This window comes from Cohnella xylanilytica (genome assembly GCF_014212175.1).
Lineage (GTDB): Bacteria > Bacillota > Bacilli > Paenibacillales > Paenibacillaceae > Cohnella > Cohnella xylanilytica.
Map to the genome: position 1 here is coordinate 1 of NZ_JACJVR010000085.1, position 17,430 is coordinate 17,430.

The window sequence follows — 17,430 nt, forward strand, 5'->3', positions numbered from 1 at the left end:
ACGATTTTTCATACAAATTCAAGCAAAGCGCCTTCCTGATGCAGAATTTGTACGATTTTTCATACAAATTCAAGCAAAGCGCCTTCCTGATGCAGAATTTGTACGATTTTTCACACAAATTCAAGCAAGGCGCCCTCTTGATGCAGAATTTGTATGATTTTTCATACAAATTCAAGCAAGGCGCCCTCTTGAAGCAGAATTTGTATTATTTTTCACACAAATTCAAGCAAAGCGCCTTCCTGATGCAGATTTTGTACGATTTTTCATACATATTCAAGCAAGGCGACTTCCTGATGCAGATTTTGTATGATTTTTCGTGCACCCTTCAACAAAGATGCCTTCTTGTGGCGCCTGTTCGAGGCAGAATCGAGTCCAAACCCAAATTTTCCAGGACAAGTTCCGTTAGTGAATGGGTCTACTTGTACGTTCGGATCGGCTTCAGCAGACATGCCGCCGCGACGGCGACCGCCAGAAGGATCGCGCTCAGGGTGCCGAGCACCGCCGAAGCTCCCCACCGGTCCGCGAGCAAGGAGGCGGCGGCCAGGACGAGAGTCGGGGCAACGCTCGTAATCGCGCCCAGCGTGCCGTAGATTCTCCCTTGCCACTCGTTCTTCACTTCGGACTTCAGAATGATCTGAACCATCATCGAGCAGAAGGAGAACAGCAAGCCGCCCAACAGCACGAACGGGAGCGCGACGTGCGGGGACTCGAGCCTCGAGATCAGGAAGTACATCGGCCCCAGCAGGATGAGTCCGAAGAAGACGAGCCGGCCTCGGCGCGCGAACCGCTTCCCGAAGGCGAGCAGAAGGCCGGCGCCCATCATGTAGCCGAGCGGGATGCACATCTCGATCAGGCCGAACTCGACCGGGTTCGCTCGCCAGCTATTTATCGCCATGACCTGGACGAGCATGATCGCCGTCAGGAAGAACGCCGCCAGGACGGGACTGAGAACGACGATCGAACGGACGAGAGGATCCCGGCGAATGTAGGCGAACCCCCCGCTCCAATCTTGCAGGAAGGAGAGCTTCCCCGCGCCTTCCCGCGGAGCCGAAGGGAACGGTCCGGCGAGAAGCGTGCAGACGGCCGAGACGAGGAACGTCGCGGACGTCGTCAGAATCGCCGCGAGTCCTCCGAACGAAGCGACGATAACCCCCGCCAGAGCCAGACCCGAGATCCGCGCGAGATTGTCGGTCAGATGAATGACGCTCGACGCCTGCTGGATTCGCTCTTGGCCGACGATCCTCGTCGTCGTGGCGTGGAAGGCGGGGCCCATCGTCAGGCCCGCGAACATCGACGACGCCACCAGCAGCAGCACGACGGGGAACGGAGCGCTGGCCGCGAACAGGCAGACGCCGAGCAGCGCGGCGATCAGGCAGCGGGACAGGTCGGAGATCAGCATCAGCTTCCTCCGGTCGACCCGATCCGCCAGAGTGCCGGCGAAGGAGCCGAACAAGAAGCCGACGGCCATTGTGACGATCTGGACGGCGGCCATCCGCTGCGCGCTCCCCGTCGTCTGCAGAACCCACAGGCTGAGGGCGATCCCGTTGAAGCTGTCGCCGAAGACGGAGGCCGTGTTGCCCGACAGCAGCCCCACGAAGGCGCGGTTGCGCCAGAGCGGCGCCTCCCGCGCTTGCTCCGCGCCGCCTCGGTTCGGCGGCGGCAGCGACGGGTTCACCGATGGAACGGATGCTTCCATGAATCACAGTCCCTCCTTCATTGTCCGCGAATCGCGCAGCTCCGGCTCGCGCCCGGTTGGCGCCGGCCGGCCTTGCCCTTCGTCGAGCCTCTCACCAGACGCCCTCCTTCCTCTCTTCCTCCGTCAAGCCGGGCCTCAGATCCAGCCAGCTCTCCACCTCGTACCGCACCGACTTGTCGCGGTCCGCCGTCAGCCTCCGGAACGGGATCGGACGATATTCGCGATCTCCTTCGTTCCGGCCGTACCCCCGGGTGATGTGAAAATCGATCGTCATCCCTCGCGGCAGGGCGATCCTCGTGCCGTACAGCCGCTCTCCGATTCGGGCCAGCTCGAAGTTCGCGTACACGCGGGCGTCCGGCTCCGTCGACTCCGGTACGGCCGCTTCGATCTCCACGTCGACGGTCTCGCTCAAGCGGCCGACCACGACGCAGCGATGGCGCGCTTCGACGCCCCGGCGCCTGTAGACGACGTTCGCCGCTCCCTCCCCGCGGGGGAGAAGCCGGCCGTTCGGGGCGACCTCCAGCACGTCGGGCCGATCCGTCTCGTACCGGCCCTCCAGGTCGCTGAACGCGAAGCCGTTGCCGCACGTCACCACGGCGTTCAAATACGCCTCCGGCCCCTCCAGCCCGACCGTGTCCGGGCCGTGGATAACGGCTTCCTCGGGCCTGCTGTCGCCTCCGAAGAAGAAGAGAAGCGGCAGATGGGCCCGCCTTCCCCAATCCCTCTCGGAGTGTGCCGCTCCGGGCTGCTCCAGATACGCCAACCGTTCTCCCTGCTTCGCTCCTTCCCGCAGCCACGCTTCGGCGACCGGCCTGACGTGCTTCGCCATGAAGAAGCCTTCCGCGCTTCCCATGTCGAGCCATGCCTTCTGTCGCGGACCGAGCCGATAAGAGCGGTACTGCTTCGTCTCTTCGAGCGTATAAGGATCGACCCGGACGAAGAAGGGCGACAGAATGGCGAGGTTGCCGAACGCTTCGGGGTTGCGGAGGCCGATGTTGTACGTGGCCAGACCGGCAGCCGACGAGCCCATCAGAGCCGTGTGCTCCGGCTCGGGTAGCGTGCGGAAGACGCGGTCGATCAGCGGCTTCAATTCGCGGACGAGGAAGTGCTCGTAGTCCTCGCCCAGGCATCGGACCGGGTAGGCGCTAAGCTCGTGCAGGAACTCGTTGCCCCCGGCGACGGGTTTGTGCTCCACGGCCACGAGCAGAATCTCTCTTATTTTCCCGGAACCGATCAGGCCGTCCAGCGCGCGGTGCATCTCCCAGGCCGGGGCGGTCGGCGTCCGCGGGGCGAGCGCGAGCTGCCCCACGTGCATGTACAGGACGGGGTACCTCGCTTCCGGGTCGCGCATGTAACCGGGCGGCAGATACACCCGAACCTCCCTCGTATTGCCCAATCGGCTGGCGTGAACGTCCGGCAGGGAGACGATTCTCGTCGGGTCGATCAAACTTCATCCCTCGCTCTCCTCATTTCGATCGGATGACTTAAACGTTTAAGTGATCTTAGTATAAAAAGCCGCCCGCCTCCTGTCAATGGCCGATTCCGTCGATTTGACACCCGCTTCGCGCCGTCTTATGATGGGCTTACCCTTCTACGGAACCCGAATATGCAGGAGAGATTCACGGTGAAGAAAACGACCCTCCGGGACGTCGCGAACGAAGCCGGCGTCTCCATCGCGACCGCCAGCTACGTGCTGAACCGCGTGGAGAACCAGACGATCCCTCCCGAGACCCGGCAGCGCGTGCTCGACGCAGCCGCCAAGCTGAACTACGTGCAGAACCTGGCGGCCCGCTCCTTGTCCAAGGGCCGGTCGAACCTGCTCGGCGTTCTGCTCGTAGGGGACGAAGGCGACCTCGTCTCCAAGTATATCGGCTACGCCAAATTCATCGACGAGCTGGAGAAGCTGGCCGTCGCGGACGGGTACCACCTCATGGTGGCCCGCATCGACCCGAACGAGCCGAACTTCGCCATCATCGCGGAGCGCAAGCTCGACGGCGTCTTCCTGGTCGACGCCCGGGAAGCTTCCTTTCACTCCGTGTCCGTCCATATTCCCTATGGTTCGCCGTTAATCCTGATCGACGGGATCGTCGACGATCCCTTGTTCCGCGAGCTGACGCCGGACTTCGGCGCGTTGTTCGGGCAGGTGCGGGAGAAGCTGGGGGAGGGGGCGCCGTTCGCCGTCGTGCACGAGTGCTATCACAACGACGGGATGCGCCGGGCGCTGCGAGCCGCCTCCGGCTTGGAGGACGATCGCCTGTGGGCGGCGGCCAAGGGCAATGAGGACGGGCTGGCGGAATTCCTCGAGCGGCAGGCGGATCGGACGATCGTCGTTTTTAACGAGTTTCTGGCGCTTCGGCTATTGGGACTTGTGGAAAATTCGCGAATGCTCGTCGTCTGCACGTCGGATTGCGCCGAATATCTCCCCTCCGGCGTCGGACGGATCGCCCCGAAGGAGTCCAAAGCGAAGGCGGCGTTCGAGCTGATGTCGGCGTTGGCGGCGTCCCATTCGGCGAACCGCCCGCAAGGCCGACGCTCCTCGAAGCTCCGGGAGAGCTGACGCGCAAGGGGCCATCCCCGGTCATGTGACGACTCTCGGGATGGCCCCTCTTCTACGTATGATACTTACTCCAGCGCCGCGCTCATTTACCTCGGCGGTGTTCGCGTCTATTTGCCTCAGCCACTGAGTCACTTAAGCCGACTTCGGCGGTTACGCGCCTATTTGCCTCAGCCGCCGAGTCAATCTCGCCGCTAACGGCGAATTCGCGATTACGACGCCGGGGCCTGCTCCCGCGATTCCGCCTCGGACTCCTCGATCCGGAACGCGAGCAGCGTCTCCTTGAGGCTGGCGGACAGCCGCTCGAGATCGGCCGACAGCGCGACGAGCGCCTCGCTCTCGGCTTCCTGCGCGGCGGAGATCGAAGCGACCTCCTGCGTGGACGCGGTCGTCTGCTGCACGACGGCGCCGACCGCTTCGATCGTGTCGAGCAGCGCGTCCCGCGACTGCGCCAGTTCGGCCACGGAAGCCGCCGAACTCCGGATGCCGGAAGCGAAGCCCTCCATCTGCTCCTTCACCTTGCCGAAGATGACCGCCGCTTCCCGCACGGCCGCCGTCTGTTCCGCGAACAGCGGCGAAGCGGCGTCCAGCGCGGCCGCGGCGTCGCCGATCTCCCGCCGGATGCCGTCCGTGATGCCGGCGACGTGCCGGATCGACTGCTTCGACTGGTCGGCCAGCTTGCGGATCTCGTCCGCGACGACCGCGAACCCGCGGCCCGCCGCGCCGGCCCTCGACGCTTCGATCGCCGCGTTCAAGGACAGGATGTTCGTCTGCTTCGTCATCTGCTCCAGCACCTCGAGAACGCTCCGGACCGACTCGGCGCTCTTCCGCAGCCCGCCGATCTTGTCGGCCATCGCCCGCGTCATCCGCTCCGTCTCGTCCGTCTTCCCGAGCAGCAAGCGCATATGCTCGGTCCCTTCGTCGCTCGCCTCGCGAACTTGCGCGGCGGCGAGCTCCATGAACCCGTTGGCGCGCGCGACCTCGTCCACGCTCCCGCCGACCCGCGCCGTCCAGCCGCTTCCCTTCTCGGCCTCGGACGCCAGATTCGCCGCTCCGCTCGCGATCTCCTGCGTCGCCGCGGCGATCTCCTTCGAGGAGGACGACAGCCTCCTCGACGCGCGGGTCAGCTCCTCGGCCTGCCGCGCCACCTCGAGCGCCGAGCGGTTCGACTGCTCCGCGAGGCCGCGGATCTGATCCATCATCTTGTTGAAGCTCTGCGCGAGGCGGCCGATCTCGTCCTTGCGGCCCTCCTCCGCCTTCACGCGGAGATGTCCCCGGCCGCCTTCCTCCATGAGCTGGCAGAGCCGCACGATCGGCCGCGCGATCAGCCGGACCGCGCCGTAGCCGATCAGCAGCGAAGCGAGCACGGCCACCGCCGCGACGGCCAGCGTGATATACAGCAGCCGGTCCGTCTCCCGCACGAATTCCCGGACCGGCGCGTAGCCGAGCAGCGACCAGCCGGCCGTCTTCAGCTCCGCGTGCGCGGCGAGCTGCCGCGAGCCCGCCTCGTCGTCCGCGTAGAACGTCGCCTCCGCGCCCTTCGGCACCCGGATCGGCGACGCCTCGCCGATCATCGCCGCGTCCGCGTGGTGCACGAGCGTGCCGTCCGGCGCGACGACGGACAGGATGCCGCCGTCGCCCAGCTCGACGTTCGCCAGAATCGGCGTCAGCGCCTTGTCTTTGATCTCCAGCATCAGCACGTATTCGGCCTGCCGGTTGTTCAAGTTCTTCAGCAGCTTGGCCATCGTCATCGTCGGCTCCGCGTTCACGCCGAAGAAGCCGCGCTTCCGCGTCGGCAGCCAGACGACCTGCCCGTCCTTCGCGATAATTCCGTCCAGCCCGGCGCGAATCTCGTCGCCCGAGCGAATCGCCGGCACGCCCGCGGAATGGTACGATTCCGCATCGACGCCGCTCTTCGCGACGAGCCGCGCCCCGAGCAGCCGGGAGTCGGAGGCGACGACCGAATCGAGCCGCCGCACGATCCGCTGCGCGATCTGGTTCTTGTCGTACTCGGAGAGACCCGGCTTCGAGCGCTGCTCCAGGTCGGCCTTCAGCTCCTGGTTGACCGACCATTGGCGGGCCGTCGCCTCGTATTGCGCGAACAGGAAGTCGAGCTTGTCCGCCGCCTGCGCGATCGTCCGGGTCGACGCGGCGGATACCTGGTCCATGATGAGCCCCTTCGCGACTTGGTACGAGACGAGGCCGAGCGCCACGGACAGCGCGACTGCGGTCAGGATAATCGTTGTGAACAGCTTCTTGCCGACGGACATAGAACCCCTCCTGGTTATGTACAATCGGATCGCTTCCCATCCACCCCGCGAATCCCTCTCTCTCTAGCGGAGAATGACCGTCCCGTACGGCGGAATCGCGACATTCCCGTCCTCGTACGAGGCTCCTTCCCCCGTCGCGAACAAGATCTCGGAGAACGCCGCGGCCGAACGTTCGTCCACCTTCGCCGTCAACGCTTCCCCGGTCAGGTTATGCGCGACGTACAGCTTCTCCTTGCCCGTCGTCCGCACGTAGGCGGCGATCGCTTGGCTCGCCGTCGGCATGGACTCCAAGGCGCCGTCCCGCAGCGCCGGCTCCTTCTTGCGCAGCTCGATGAACTTCCTGTAATGGTTGAAAAGCGAATTCGGATCGTCGATCTGCTCCTCGACGGACGCTTCCCGCCCCCGGTTGGCGACGAGCGGCTCCCAGCTCGTCTCGCCTTCCCCGCCGGCGGCCGCGGTCCAGAGCATCGGCTCGCGCTTCCGCTCGTCGGCGCCCGAGCCTCTCAGCCCGATCTCTTCCCCGTAGTAGAGGAACGGATTGCCCGGCAGCGTCAGCAGCATCGAAGCGGCCAGCTTCGCCTTGTTCGCGTCGCCCTGGACGAGGCTCATCAGCCGGTCGCGGTCGTGGTTGTTCGCGAACGGAGCGTCCACGAACCGGCCGCCCGATTCCTTGGCGAACAGGGCGTAATACCGCGGCAGCATCGCCGTCATGCTCGATGCCCGCCCGGAGACGACGGCGCCGCGAATCCAGTCCGACACGTCGAAGTTGAACGACGAGTCGAACGCCCCGTTCAAGTACGGCGCGACCGCCGCCGAGCTCGACCACACTTCGCCGACGAGATAGGCGTTCGGGTTCGCCTCGTTCAGCCCTTGGCGGAATTCCTGCCACCACAGCTGGTTCTTCTTCGCGACTTCCTTGTCGCCCGCTTGCGACTTGAAGTCCTCGTAGACGTGCTTGGCCGCGTCCAGGCGGAAGCCGTCGACCCCTTGGCCGAGCCAGAACCGCCCGATCTTCTTCATCTCCTCCCGCACCTCGGGATTGTCGAAGTTGAGATCGGGCATGCCGTCCCAGAACGTCGCCTCGTAATGGCCGCCGTTCTTCTCGTGCCAGGCGACGCCGCCCTGGGCGCTGGCCGCGGCGGTGGACAGGCCCTGGTCCTCCGCCCACAGGTACCAGTCCCGGCGCTTGGCATCCTTCCCCGAGGCCGAGTCGACGAACCACGGATGCTGGGAGCTCGTATGATTGACGACGAGGTCCATGATGACCTTCATGCCGCGTCCGTGCGCCTCCGCCAGCAGCTTCTTGAAGTCGTCCATCGTGCCGAACTCCGGGTTCACCCCGTAATAATCGGTCACGTCGTAGCCGTGATAGCTTGGGGACGGGTTGATCGGCGTCAGCCAGATCCCTTCGACGCCCAGCTTCTGCAGGTAGTCGAGCTTCCCGGCGATGCCGTTCAGATCGCCGATGCCGTCCCCGTCGGAGTCCGCGAACGAACGGACGAAAATCTCGTAGTAAACGATAGAAGGCTGCTCGTCGACCGCAGCGTCGACAGCCCCCGCACTCCCGGCAGCCGCCGTCGACTCCCGCCCGGACGCTTCCCCCGACGCCCGGCTCGTGTCCGAAGGAGCCGCCGTCCCCGCGTTCGCCGCGCTAGAAGAAGGAACCGGACGATTCTCCGCCGGTTCCTTGTTCGTACATCCCGCGAGCGCGGCGCCCACCGCCAGCGTGGCCGCCAGCGCGCGCAAGGCCCGTATCCTTTTCATCATCCGATCATCCCTTGCTCGCGCCGGCCGTCAGGCCTTCGACGAGGAATCGCTGCAGGTACATGAACAGAATCGTGATCGGTACGGCGATCAGCACCGAAGCGGCGGCGAACACCGTGAAGTTCTGGTTCTGGTTGCTGAACACCTGGTCGTACAAGCCGACCGCGACCGTCCACTTGGAGCGGCTGCGAAGCACGAAGCTGGCGAAGATGTAGTCGACCCACGGCCCGACGAACTGCGTCAGCGCGACGTACGTCAGCATCGGCTTGGACAGCGGGAGCATGATGCGGGTGAACACCTTCATGTTCGAGGCTCCGTCGATCCGGGCGGCTTCGTCCAGGCTTCTCGGCACGGTGTCGAAGAAGCCCTTGGCGATGAACGTGCCCATCAGCGGCGCTCCGAACGAATAGACGAGAATAAGCGCGTAGGACGAGTCGAGCAGGTTCATCTGCTTAAGCAAAATGTAAAGGGCGATCATGCTCAGGAAGCCCGGGAACATGCTCAGGATCAAGATGACGGACAGATACGTCTTGCGTCCCTTGAACCGGAACCGGGACAGCGCGTAGCCGGTCAGCAGCACGAGCGCCGTCGCGAAGATCATCGAGAACACGGCGATCTTCAGCGTGTTCATGTACCAATGGCCGAACAGGAAGCTCTTCGACGTGAACAGCTCGCGGTAATGGTCGAGCGTGAACTTCTTCGGAACGAAGTCCCGGCTGTACAGCGACTTGCCGGGCCGCAGCGACGCGAAGAACACCCACAGCGCCGGGTACAGGCTCAGAATCGACGCGACGACGAGGAATATATAGCTGGAGACGACCCGGATGTTCCGGCCTAATCTGCGTCCTATCATTGGATCATGTCCTCCTCTTTGAACGAACGCGTTCTGCTGTAATTCCAGAGCGAGAACCCGGCGATCAGAATGAAGATGATGAGCCCCAGCGTCGAAGCCATGTTGAAGCGCTCCTGGCTCAGCGTCAGCTTATACAGCCACGTGACGAGCAGGTCGGTCGCCCCGGCGTATTGATAGTCGCCGACGACCGGGCTGCCGCTCGTCAGCAGGTAGATGGCGTTGAAGTTGTTGATGTTGCCCGCGAACTGCGTGATCAGGATCGGCGCCGTGGAGAACAGCACCATCGGCAGCGTAATGATGCGGAACCGCTGGAAGATCGAAGCGCCGTCCACTTCCGCCGCTTCGTACAGGTCGCGCGGAATCGAGGTCAGGACGCCCATGATCAGAATCATCGACACCGGAATGCCGACCCACATGTTCGTGAGAATGACGGTTCCCCGAGCCCACATCGGATCGGACAGCCACGGGATGCGGTCGAAGCCGAGCGCCATCAGGTATTGGTTGATCGGGCCGAACTGGCCGTTGAACAGGTTCCTCATGACGAGCAGCGAGATCAGCTGCGGAATGGCGTACGGGATGACGAGAATCGTCCTCCACATCCCCTTCAGTCGAATCTCCTTCTGCTGGATGATCATCGCGACGAGGAAGCCGCCGAAGTAGGTCGTAACCGTGGACAGAATCGCCCAGACGATCGTCCAGATGAGAACCCCGTAGAACGTATGGCTCCACGACTTCAGCGTCAGAAGCTGCTTGAACGTATCGAAGCCGACCCAGTCGACCAGCTTGGCCGGCGGGATGTGATCGGGCGACGAGTAGTTCGTGAAGGCGATCATCATCCCGAAGACGATCGGCATGATCGTCAGGAACAGAATGCCGAGCGACGGCAGGATGAGGAACACTTCGGCGAATTTCTTGTTGGCTATATACTGAAGGGACTCCCGGAAGCTGTTCGCCGGCTTTCCTTGCTCCCATCTCTTTCCGGTCTGGTAAGCGTCCCTAATGTTCAAGGCGTAGGCGATCACGCACAACGTGAGGAAAATCAGAGTGATAAGACCTTCGATCATCAGGAAGATGGAATGGTCGTATTCGGCGACGCCCGGCTTCCGCGGCGTCTCCCCGAGCGTGGCGAGGCCCCACATGGCATGGCCCAGGCGGGTGGAGAAGTAAGCGACGGCAACGATCTCGAACGCGAGAAAAATGATTCCTTTCACGAATTGCCTGTTATAGATCTGACCGAGTCCCAAGGACAGCGCCGACAATATGGCGGCAACGGAAGCTCTCTTCTGCGGCATGGTCTCCCCTGTCTCCCTTCGCATAAAACGGAGGAATCACCCGCCGCCCATTCCGGCGGCGGGTGACGCTCCTTGCAAGTTCTCTTATTGTTTCGCCGTTCCGTTGTTCAGATCTTTGATTTGCTGCGCGGCTGCGTCGAGAGCGGCCTTCGGATCCTTGCCGTTGTCCCAGATCTCGGTCAGAGCGGCGCCGGCCGGGGACCAAGCGTTGTTCATCTCCGGAATGGACGGCATCGGCTGCGAGTTGTTGAACTGGGCGACGAAGGCGCTGATCGCCGGGTCGTCCTTGATCTGCGGATCGTTCTGGGCTTCCGTGTTCGTCGGGACGGAGCCGACGAGCTTGTTCAGCTTGAGCTGCGCGTCCTTGGAGGAAGCGAAGCGGGCGAACAGCTTAGCCGCGTTCGGATACTTCGAGTACGAGCTGACGTACCAAGCCTTGACGCCGGAGAAGGAGACGGCCGGCTTGTCGCCGAAGGACGGGATCGGAGCGACGCCGAGGTTGTCGCCGAGAGCTTCTTTGTAGCCGGCCAGCTCCCAAGGTCCGTTCATGTCCATCGCGATGTCGCCCGCGGTGAATTGGCCGCGCTTGATGTCCGGCGTGATGTCGGCCGCCTTGACCGGCAGCACTTCCTTCAGGCTCTTGAAGACCGTCATCGATTGGACGGCGCCGTCGTTGTTGATGCCGATGTCGTCCTTGTTCGTGCCGTTGTTGCCGTACAGGTAACCGCCCGTCGAAGCGATGAACGGATAGCTGAAGTAGAAGTTGCCGACTTCCCACTCGATGCCGAACTTGTTCTTCTTCGCGTCGAGCAGCGTCTTGCTCACGGCGATGACGTCGTCCCACGTCTTGGGAGCTTCCTTCACGAGGGATTTATTGTAGTACAGGGCGTACGTCTCGGCGGCGCGAGGGTAGCCGTAGATCTTGCCGTCGTAGGAGACGCCGGTGATGGCGCTCTCGGCGTTCTCGCTCTTCGTCGCTTCGCCGAATACGTCGTTCTCCAGCACCAGGTTGCCCGTTACGGCGCGGCCCAGATGGTCGTGGGGGAAAATAACGACGTCGGCGCCCAGATCGGACGGGCCGTCGGTGGAGAGGCGCGTGACCTGGTCGGTCGGAGCGACTTCCGCGATCTCGACCGGCACGCCGTACTTCTCCGTGAACTCGGCCGCGATCTCGTCGGTGAAGGCGCGCTCGTCCTTGCTCTCCCAGACGAGCAGCTTCGCGCCGTCCTCCGGCTTCAGCTCGTCGGATCCGGAAGCCGCGGAGGATGCCGGCGCGGATGCGGAAGCGGACGGAGACGGAGACTCGCTCGAGGCGGACGGCGATGCGTTGTTGCCGTTGTTGCCGCCGCAGGCGGCCAAGGATACGGCCATCAGCGACAGGGCGGAGATCATCGACAGCGATTTGTTCAGTTTCACTTTTTGTTTTCCCCTCTCTTTTGGTTACTCTTCGGGTTACGAATCGGTTGGACGCGATTGCGCAAACGTTTGAATTCTTAGGGAAAACCAAGGCTCGAAACGGCTCGAAATCGGCCGAAATCCTTGATTCCTCAAGGGGAAAAGCCCCTCAAACGTTTGGAAGCGCTTCACGCCTCGCCCTTATACTATACATCATTTCAAGCGATTGTAAAAACGTTTGCACAAACAAATCCGTTGAGAAGCGAAGGGGTATCTTCGTTTTTCGCTTGTTTTCTCCGTTTTTCTAATCGATTCGTCGTTGCCTTGAAATCATCCCTTCCTATTAATAAAGGCCTTCCCGTGCATCCGATGCACCCGTCCGCGCCTTCTCCGGTGCAAAAGCACCCGTTTACAACGGATGGATGTTCATGTAACATTAAGTGAAGATCAAGCCAGTTCAAACGGTTGCATAACCTGTGGAGGTTCAACTATGGCTGTCACTATCAAAGATGTCGCCAAGAAGGCGGGCGTATCCCCTTCCACCGTATCCCGGGTGCTGTCCAATCATCCGCGGATCAGCCGGGAGACCGCCCGGAAGGTCAAGGAGATCATGGACGAGATGGGCTACCACTCCAATATTATGGCCCGCAGCCTCGTATCCAATAAGACGTATACGCTCGGAATGATCCTTCCCCGTCCGGCGGAAGAGCTGTTCCAGAACCACTTCTTCGCGGAGAACATCCGCGGGATCACGACGCAGGCGTCCCGCAACGGCTACGATCTGCTGATGACGGCCGGCCACTCCGAGCAGGGAGAGCTGGAAGCGGTCACCCGTCTCGTGAAGGGCCGAAGGGTCGACGGTATCATTTTGCTGCAATCGCGGCGGAACGATCCCATTATTCATTTTTTGCAAAAGGAAGCGTTTCCTTTTATCATCATCGGCCATTACGCCGACGACGAAGACATCCTGTGCGTGGACAACGACAACGTGCAGGCGGCGTTCGACGCGACCCAGCATCTGATCTCGCAAGGCCACGAGCGCATCGGCTTCGTCAGCGGGCCGCCGAACCTGACGGTCTCCCAGGATCGGCTCGAAGGGTACAAGAAGGCGATGGAGGAGAACGGGCTGCGCATGCTGCCCGAGTGGATCGTGGAAGGGGAGTTCCTGCAGGAGAGCGGCTACCGCGCGATGAGCTTCTTCATGAACTTGCCCGAGCGGCCTACCGCGCTCGTCGTCGTGGACGACCTGGTCACGTTCGGCGTCCTTCGCGGGCTGACCGAGCTCGGCTTCCGCGTTCCGGACGACCTCAGCCTCGTCAGCTTCAACAACATCTCGCTGGCCGAGCTGTCGAGTCCGCCGCTGAGCAGCATCGACATCGGCATCTACCAGCTGGGCTACATGGCCTCGCAGCTGCTGATCCGGTACATTCAGGGCGACAAGCCGCAGCAGATGCGCGTCATCGTGCCGCACCGGCTGATCGTTCGCGAATCGTCTCTCAAAACCCTATCCAGATGGAGCTGAATCCAATGACCCCCAACCTCGATAAGAAGCCTTACCTCATCGACGCCGTGATCGGGAATTCCCGGTTCCTGGCGTCGCTCCTGAAGACCGGAAGGCTCGTGCGCTTCTGGTGGCCGCACGTCGACTTCCCGCAGCACGCGGACACGATCCGCGCCGGCATCCGGATGGCCGGACCGGGCGAGCGTACGAGCTGGTTCGATTCCGCCGAAGACGGCTGGGTCCACGAATCCGGCTATGTTCCGCGCACGAACGTCTACGCGGTCCGCGCTTCGTCGCCCCGTTATCCGGTCGAAGCTTCGACGGAGCTGTACGCGGTTCCGGGCGAGGACGTGCTCGTGTTCGATTACAAGTTCGCCAATACGGGCGACGCTCCGGCCTCGTTCTCGTTCTTCTTCTACTCGTCCGTCGCCGCCACCGAGAGCCCGTTCTACCACACGACGCAGTTCGTCCCGCACGCCGACGCGCTCGTTCATTACCGCCACCGGTATTCTTTTGCGGTCTCGGGTGCAAACGTATGCACAAAATACCAGGCTTGTCACGCCTGGGAAGCGGCGTGCAGCGGGGAGTTGAACGGCGACGACGTGCAGATGGCTCCGGACGGAGCGCTCGAATGGGCGTTCCGGGACGTCGCTCCAGGTGAGACGGTCCGCCTGACCGTCTATCTCGCCGCCGGCCATCGGATGGAGGAGTCCTTGACCGTGCTCGCGCAGGCCAAGGAAGCCGGCGTCGACTCCCTGCGCGAGCGCACCGTGCGCTATTGGCGCGACTTCGTCGATTCCGCCTCGCCCTGCCCGGTCGACGTCCCGGAAGTCCGCGAGCTGTACGAGCGCTCCGTGCTGGCGATGAAGCTCATGTCCGACGAGCAGACCGGAAGCATCATCGCCGCTCCGGAATTCGACGAGCACTTCTCCCGCTGCGGCGGCTACGCTTATTGCTGGGGGCGGGACGCCGCGTTCATCACCACGGCGCTGGATAAAGCCGGTCTGGCGGACATGTCCACCCGCTTCTACGAGTGGACGCTGACCGCGCAGGACGCGGACGGGGCTTGGCAGCAGCGCCACTATCACGACGGCACGCTGGCGCCGAACTGGGGCTTGCAGATCGACGAAGGCTCGTCGATCCTGTGGGGGATGTACCAGCACTACCTGGCGCTGCCGGAAGGCGAACGCGGGGAATTCCTGACGCTCGTCTGGGACGCCGTGCGCCGGGGGGCCGAATTCCTCGTCCGGTCGATCGAGGCGGAGAACGGGCTGCCGATGGCGAGCCGCGACCTGTGGGAGGAGCGTCTCGGCCAGCACACGTACTCGTCCGCGGCGGTGTTCGCGGGCCTTCAGGCGGCCGCCTCCTTCGCCGTTCTGTCCGGCGAAGCGGAGCTCGCCGGGAAGTGGAACGGCGTCGCCGATACGATCGCCCGGCAGATTACGTCTCTCTGCTGGAACGAGGAGAAGGGCGTCTTCTACCGCGGCGTGAACCTGTCCGTCGATCGGAAGAGGTACGAGGAAGCGGCCGGTGCCGGCCTCCCCGTCTCGAGCTTCGTCGACGCCAAGGGGTATGACCGTTATCGCCTCGGCTTCGACCCGATCGTCGACGTCAGCCTGCTCGGCGTCTCCGTTCCGTTCGCGGTCGTGCCGCCGAACGATCCGCAGGCCGTCCGCACGGCCGACGCGGTCGAGAAGGCGCTGACCGTGGACGGAGTCGGCGGCATCAAGCGCTACGAGGACGATACGTACATCGGCGGCAATCCGTGGATTCTGACGACGCTGTGGCTGGCTCAATATCGGGCCCGCAACGGCCAAGCAGCGGAGGCGCGCCGGCTGCTCGACTGGGCCGTCGCCCACCGCAACGGCGCCGGCCTGCTTCCGGAGCAGGTCGACCGTCATACGGGCGAGACCGCATGGGTCGTGCCTCTGACCTGGTCGCACGCCATGTTCATTCTGGCGGTCCACCTGATCGCCGAAGCTCCGGCTGAAGGTTCGGCCGCGGAAGCTGAAGGCGCCGTGCGGACGTCGATCTGACGCGAAGGAGCCCCGGGGAGCGCCGCTTGATGCGGCGCTCCGGGGCTCCTTCGTCTTCGCTGCGTGCGTCAGATGCTCCAATGATGCCATTCCTGCTGACGCTGTTCGTAGCCGCCGAGCCAATCGGCCGTGGCTTTGAACAGCTCTTTTTTATGCTCGCCGCGGGTGAACGTGTGGTCGGCCTGGAAGACGATCACCTTCTCGCAGCGTCCTTCGCCTCTTAGCCAGAACGTCTTCTCCAGCAGGAACGTATAGTCGACCGGAATCGTCTCGTCGCCCGTGCCGTGCACGATCAGCACGTCGCCCGAGAACTTCTGCGTCTCCTGGAACGGCTGGTGCCGGAGCAGCGCGTCGAAGAACGACGGGGTCAGCGAGTAGCCGAGGTAGTCGGCCGAGCCCCTCGTCACCGCCTCGTCGTACGTCTTCCTGCCGACGATGCGCAGAATGTCGTTGAACGGGTAGCCGACCGGCGCCCACAGCACGAGCGACTTGACTCTCCGGTCGCGGACCGCGGTCAGCAGCGCGACGGCTCCGCCGAGGCTGTGGCCGAGCAGGGTCACCCGAAGCGGATCGACGAAGTCGAGCGCCAGCGCGTAGTCCAGCACCGTGCGCGTCTGCTCGATCATCGAGTCGAGCCCGTGCTCCCCGTACACGCCCTCGCTCTCGCCGCAGCCCGCGAAGTCGAAGCGGATGACGACGTTGCCCTGCTCCGCGAGCTCCCTCGCCGCCAGCACGAACAGCCGGTCCACGCCGATCCGGCTTCCGACGAAGCCGTGGTTGATGATGACGAGCGGCCACCTCCGGTCGCCCATCGAGCTTGCCTTCTGCGGCGGATAGTGGATTGTCGCCGCCAGCGCCAGTCCCTCGTGCCGAATCGTGAGCGTGTGTATCATAAGCGGACCTCCTATAATTCCTTTAATTCCGATTAAATTAGTATGTATTAAATCCTATCATTGATGGCTTATCTCTGTCAATACTTCCATCGGGCTATCCTTTTCCGCTGCATCCCCTCTTCGCCCCGTTCTTCCGCATCGGGAGACGTCCCAATGGGTATCCTATCCAACGATAGGCGGACGAATACCGCGTTCCGCGCCCGAAGAATGGAGGATGTCCCGATGGAAGCATTCGTCGACTGGCTGTCGCATCACGTCTTGACGGCGATTCTGATCGTCGGCACCGTGTTCGCCGTCGCGTACGTGATCAACAATCGCAAGTCGCTGTTCTGGAAGGAGTAGCCGCGAGCCCGCGTTCAACGCCGAAACCGCCTCGGCCGCTCCCCGGAGGGGCGGCGAGACGGTTCGATTGCGCAGGTCTATTGGGCGGCTTTCACCAGCTTCTTCGCCGCCTTTTGCACGGAGCTTATGGGATGATTTGCGTAATCATACCCATACATCAACACTTCGACCGCCAAATCCGGAGAGACCTTCGCAATTCCAATCATGGCGGATAACAGCTTGGATAGATATTTATCGCCTAATTCCATAAGTCCCTTCTTCAAAATCGGAAGGATCTTGCGGGCTTCTTCTTCCCCGCAGGATGCCGCATTCCCCAGACATTGTATCGAATAGTCTCTTACAAGGGTGCTTGAATCCGTAAACATCCGTTCCTGGATGATATCAAGCGCAGCGATAATCCGACCGGGTATAAGAGGACTCAGGAAGGCGACGGCATGCATGGATTCCCATCGCACCCGCGTATTTTTGTGATTGATCGCCGAGAGGAGCTGCTCGGCATACGGCGTAACGAAGCGGGGGTGAGTTTCCGCTACTTTCGTCATTACTTCAGCGCAATCTCCTGCGAGCCTCAGGTCTTTATGCCCCAGGCCTTCTGCAATTTGCTCTAATAGACCGGGACTTTCTTTGCACATTAAAGCTGCATTCTCATTCGATTGCTGCGTCGAATCCCCCATCTGCGAGGATAACTTCGACAGGATAGATTCGTTCTCTTCCACCGAACGTTCACGCTCCTAGGTTTCTTCCTCCGTTTATTGTATCCCGCTTCCATCAAGCATGCCAGTTTGCGCGAGCGGCTATCAGCTAGTACAGCCCAAGAGCCGAGCTCCCGGCAGA

Annotated in this window: 12 protein-coding genes; 3 read left to right on the plus strand and 9 right to left on the minus strand. The window is 62.6% G+C overall.

Annotated features, from left to right (window positions below):
- Positions 1-415: 415 nt before the first annotated feature.
- Together H7B90_RS21940 and H7B90_RS21945 are read right to left on the minus strand one after the other, a co-directional pair.
- Positions 416-1,696: an MFS transporter gene (locus tag H7B90_RS21940; protein WP_185138043.1), complete on the minus strand. Its 1,281-nt coding sequence runs from the start codon at positions 1,694-1,696 to the stop codon at positions 416-418.
- Between the two features lie 91 nt (positions 1,697-1,787).
- Complete coding sequence (locus H7B90_RS21945) at positions 1,788-3,143, minus strand: alpha/beta hydrolase (RefSeq protein ID WP_185138044.1); 1,356 nt, start codon at positions 3,141-3,143, stop codon at positions 1,788-1,790.
- A 177-nt stretch (positions 3,144-3,320) separates the two neighbouring features.
- Between H7B90_RS21945 and H7B90_RS21950 the strand changes: the two genes are divergently transcribed.
- Entirely contained in the window at positions 3,321-4,253 is a 933-nt protein-coding gene (locus H7B90_RS21950; RefSeq protein ID WP_185138045.1) for a LacI family DNA-binding transcriptional regulator, read from the plus strand.
- A gap of 209 nt (positions 4,254-4,462) precedes the next feature.
- Here H7B90_RS21950 and H7B90_RS21955 read toward each other — a convergent pair whose 3' ends face one another.
- From H7B90_RS21955 to H7B90_RS21975, 5 genes are all read right to left on the minus strand, one after another.
- Entirely contained in the window at positions 4,463-6,520 is a 2,058-nt protein-coding gene (locus H7B90_RS21955) for a methyl-accepting chemotaxis protein (protein ID WP_185138046.1), read from the minus strand.
- A 63-nt stretch (positions 6,521-6,583) separates the two neighbouring features.
- Positions 6,584-8,284 carry an alpha-amylase family glycosyl hydrolase gene (locus tag H7B90_RS21960; protein WP_260411156.1) on the minus strand — a complete coding sequence of 567 codons (1,701 nt, stop codon included), beginning with the start codon at positions 8,282-8,284 and terminating at the stop codon, positions 6,584-6,586.
- A gap of 7 nt (positions 8,285-8,291) precedes the next feature.
- On the minus strand, positions 8,292-9,137 hold the full coding sequence (locus H7B90_RS21965; RefSeq protein ID WP_185138047.1) for a sugar ABC transporter permease: 846 nt from the start codon (positions 9,135-9,137) through the stop codon (positions 8,292-8,294).
- Positions 9,134-10,429, minus strand: coding sequence for a carbohydrate ABC transporter permease (locus tag H7B90_RS21970; protein ID WP_185138048.1), 1,296 nt, complete (start codon positions 10,427-10,429; stop codon positions 9,134-9,136). Before H7B90_RS21970 ends, H7B90_RS21965 begins: the two co-directional genes overlap by 4 nt.
- Positions 10,430-10,513: 84 nt before the next feature.
- Entirely contained in the window at positions 10,514-11,845 is a 1,332-nt protein-coding gene (locus H7B90_RS21975) for a sugar ABC transporter substrate-binding protein (RefSeq protein ID WP_185138049.1), read from the minus strand.
- 469 nt (positions 11,846-12,314) lie between these two features.
- On the opposite strand from H7B90_RS21975, the gene H7B90_RS21980 reads away from it, so the two are divergent.
- Entirely contained in the window at positions 12,315-13,346 is a 1,032-nt protein-coding gene (locus tag H7B90_RS21980; protein ID WP_185138050.1) for a LacI family DNA-binding transcriptional regulator, read from the plus strand.
- A gap of 5 nt (positions 13,347-13,351) precedes the next feature.
- Positions 13,352-15,361, plus strand: a complete 2,010-nt coding sequence (locus H7B90_RS21985) for a glycoside hydrolase family 15 protein (RefSeq protein WP_185138051.1) — start codon at positions 13,352-13,354, stop codon at positions 15,359-15,361.
- A 68-nt stretch (positions 15,362-15,429) separates the two neighbouring features.
- On the opposite strand, the gene H7B90_RS21990 is transcribed toward H7B90_RS21985, so the two are convergent.
- Together H7B90_RS21990 and H7B90_RS21995 are read right to left on the minus strand one after the other, a co-directional pair.
- Positions 15,430-16,254: an alpha/beta hydrolase gene (locus tag H7B90_RS21990; protein WP_185138052.1), complete on the minus strand. Its 825-nt coding sequence runs from the start codon at positions 16,252-16,254 to the stop codon at positions 15,430-15,432.
- A 419-nt stretch (positions 16,255-16,673) separates the two neighbouring features.
- Entirely contained in the window at positions 16,674-17,312 is a 639-nt protein-coding gene (locus H7B90_RS21995) for a hypothetical protein (RefSeq protein WP_185138053.1), read from the minus strand.
- Positions 17,313-17,430: the final 118 nt, after the last annotated feature.